Here is a 3181-nt window from a genome sequence, read left to right on the forward strand (position 1 = left end):
CGCATCTACCGGCCGTCGCTGATCTCGCCCACCCGGGCGGGCTTCGGGAGCACGGATGACATCCTGGTGCGCCTCACCGCGTTCATGATCGAACACGGGCTGGCCGTCAACGCGCTCAACCAGATCAGCCTGCTGCCCGCGGATCTGATCGCCGACCACATCGTCGCGCTGATGGACCTTCCGGTGGAGCCGGGCGGCCTCGGGGCTCCTGTCTTCAACATGACGGCCGACGATTACTACAACCTGACGGACGTCGCGCGGATCTTGACCGAGCGTTATGGGTACCGTTTCGCTTACCGCGACGTACCGTCCTTCGCCGAGGAGGTCGACCGCCGGTGCACGCCGCGTGACGGGCTCTACCCGCTGGTCGATTTCCTCACGCGGTCGGCGAAGAAGATCTCGGCGATGCGCGACAAGCGGTACGACAACACGCAGTACCGGCATGCGCGCGAGTTGGCCAAGGTCCACCTGCGGGAGCCGGCGCTGACCGACACCGTCGATCATCTGGTCCGGTTCTTGCGGCAGGAGCGGTTGATCACCGAGTCTGAGGAGGAAGAGCAACGCAGTGCCTAACCTCTCCAAGGAGATGACCATGTTCACCGTCGACGATCAGGCGGCGGGACCCCATGACGACTCACTCGACCACGAGCGGATCGTTCTGCAGGCCCGTGACGTCGAGTTCGACTGGGCGAAGCTGCCGTTCTACTACGTGCCCAACGAGCCCTTCGCCACCCACTTCTGCAACGTGCTGCACCTGCTCCTGCCGGCGGGTGAGGAGTTCATTGTCGACGCGTTCAAGGACACGTTGCCGCTGATCAAGGACGATCAGTTGCGGCTGGACGTGCAGGGGTTCATCAGCCAGGAGGCCATGCACTCCCAAGCGCACTCGGGGATGCAGGACCACTTCGCCGCGACCGGACTCGACGTCACGCCATTCACCGACCAGATGGCCTGGCTGTTTCGCAAGCTCATCGGTGACCGGCCCGGGTGGACCCGACGCCGGCGGCAGAGCTGGCTGCTCGAGCGGGTGTCGATGGTGGCGGCCCTCGAGCACTACACCGCGATTCTGGGTGAGTGGATCCTCGACACCCCACAACTCGACGCGATCGGCACCGACCCGGTGATGCTGGATCTGATTCGCTGGCACGGCGCAGAAGAGGTCGAGCACAAGGCCGTCGCGTTCGACACCATGAAGCATCTGCGCGCCGGCTACTGGCGGCAGGTGCGCACTCAGCTGCTGGTGACCCCGGCGTTGCTGTGGCTGTTCATCCGCGGGGTGCGGTTCATGTACTCGGTGGACCCGAACATGGCGCCGGGGACCAAACCGCGCTGGAGCGACTACTTCGGCTCCGCCCGCCGCAAATTGGTGCCCGGACCGTTCGAGTTTCTGCGCGTCATCCTCGCGTACTACACGCCGAGTTTTCATCCCTCCCAGTTGGGTGGGGTCGGACGCGCTGTCGACTACCTGGCCCGATCACCCGCGGCCCGCGCTTCGCACTGACACCAATCGGAGGGTCCATGACCACCAGGCATTTCGCCACCCGGGTGACCCGTAGCACCGTGACCGCCTCCGACGGCGTGTCATTGGCGGTGCACGCCTACACCGAGATCGACAAGGGGCGCCCGACCATCCTGGCGATCCATGGTTACCCGGACAACCACCACGTGTGGGACGGCGTCGCAGAGAACCTGGGTCCCCGCTACAACTCTGACCACAACTTCGTGGCCTTCGATGTGCGCGGCGCCGGCGAATCATCAACGCCCGCAGACCGATCGGGGTATCGGCTGCCCCAACTGGTCGCCGATATCGGCGCGGTGATCGACAGTCTCGGGGTGGGCCCGGTTCACCTCCTGGCCCACGACTGGGGTTCCATCCAGGGTTGGGCGGCGGTCACCGACGACACGGTGATGGGCAAGGTCGCCTCGTTCACGTCGATCTCCGGGCCGCATCTGAACTATGCGGGCAGGTTCCTTCGGTCGCCGCGCACGCCGCGGGCCGTCGCCGACGTCGTCAGGCAGATCGTCGCGTCCTCATACATCTGGTTCTTCTTGTGCCCGGGCGTGCCCGAGGCGGCGATCCGGTCACGGGCGACCGTGAAAGTCTTTGACGCCGTTGAACGTATCGGTAGCTCGGGTGCGAGCGGCCGGCGCGGTGCGGCGTACCGGTCGGTCGATGACTACCTCAGCGGCCTCAACCTGTATCGCGCCAACATGCCCGAACCGATTCTCTCGCCCCCGGTGCAGCTGCCTCTGACGGGAGTTCCGGTGCAGGTGCTGGTGGCGCGCCAGGACCATTTCGTGACGCCCGCACTGCAGCGGTTCACCGGCTCGATTCCGGACGGCAACAGGATCGTTCAGATCGAGGGCGGCCACTGGGTGGTGACCTCGCATCCCGACGTCGTCGCCCGGCTCACCACCGAGTGGGTCGACCGCAAGGCCGGCATCGGAACAGGTATCCGGATAGGAACAACGAAGTGACACAGACTATTTGGAACACGAGGCCCGCTGACCTGTATGGCCGCCGCAAGCGCGACCGGATGTACACGGCGCTGTATGGCGTGGGGTCGCTGTTCGGCAGCTTCGCGAGCGCCTCGCGCTGGACGCCGGAGCGGGTTTCGCCGGTACAACGAACCAGCACCGCGGTGGTCACCAAACGTGAAATGCTGACGCCCGACGTGGTCGCGTTGACGGTGGCCGACCAGCACGGCGGATTGCTGCCGTCGTGGAAACCGGGCGCGCACATCGACGTTCGGCTGCCGTCCGGTCGCCGCCGGCAGTACTCGCTGTGCGGTACCCCCGGACGTCGCACCGAGTACCGAATTGCCGTGCGGCGGATCGCCGACGGCTGCGGCGGTTCCATCGAGATGCACGACTCTTACCAGGTTGGCGACGTTTTCGAATTCGAGGGTCCGCGCAACGCGTTCTACCTCGTCACCGACGAGCGGGAGGTGCTGTTCGTCATCGGCGGCATCGGGGTGACACCGGTCCTGCCCATGATCCAGGTGGCCCAGCGACACGGACTCAATTGGCGCGCAGTCTATGCCGGGCGCAGCCGCGATTACATGCCGCTGCTGGACGAGGTGGTCGCCGTCGCCCCGGACCGGGTCACGGTGTGGGCCGACGACGAGCGGGGCCAAATCGCTACCGCCGCACAGCTTCTCGCCGGTGCCGGGCCGGCGAC

General features: G+C 66.0%; 3 protein-coding genes and 1 pseudogene. All 4 read left to right on the forward strand.

All coding sequences use genetic code 11. From position 1 onward, the window contains the following. Positions 1–573 (forward strand): annotated as a pseudogene (locus JOZ00_RS03475) (fatty acyl-AMP ligase); the annotation flags it as partial. Between the two features lie 19 nt (positions 574–592). Then, a complete protein-coding gene (locus tag JOZ00_RS03480; protein WP_293339675.1) occupies positions 593–1501 on the forward strand; it encodes a metal-dependent hydrolase in 909 nt (302 codons plus the stop codon). Positions 1502–1518: 17 nt separating this feature from the next. Continuing rightward, on the forward strand, positions 1519–2478 hold the full coding sequence (locus tag JOZ00_RS03485) for an alpha/beta fold hydrolase (RefSeq protein WP_293339669.1): 960 nt from the start codon (positions 1519–1521) through the stop codon (positions 2476–2478). Further along, positions 2475–3181 (forward strand): ferredoxin reductase (locus JOZ00_RS03490; RefSeq protein ID WP_293339672.1); only part of this gene is annotated, 707 nt, incomplete at its 3' end. The genes JOZ00_RS03485 and JOZ00_RS03490, both read left to right, overlap by 4 nt.

Source organism: Mycobacterium sp. (genome assembly GCF_019243155.1).
GTDB lineage: Bacteria > Actinomycetota > Actinomycetes > Mycobacteriales > Mycobacteriaceae > Mycobacterium.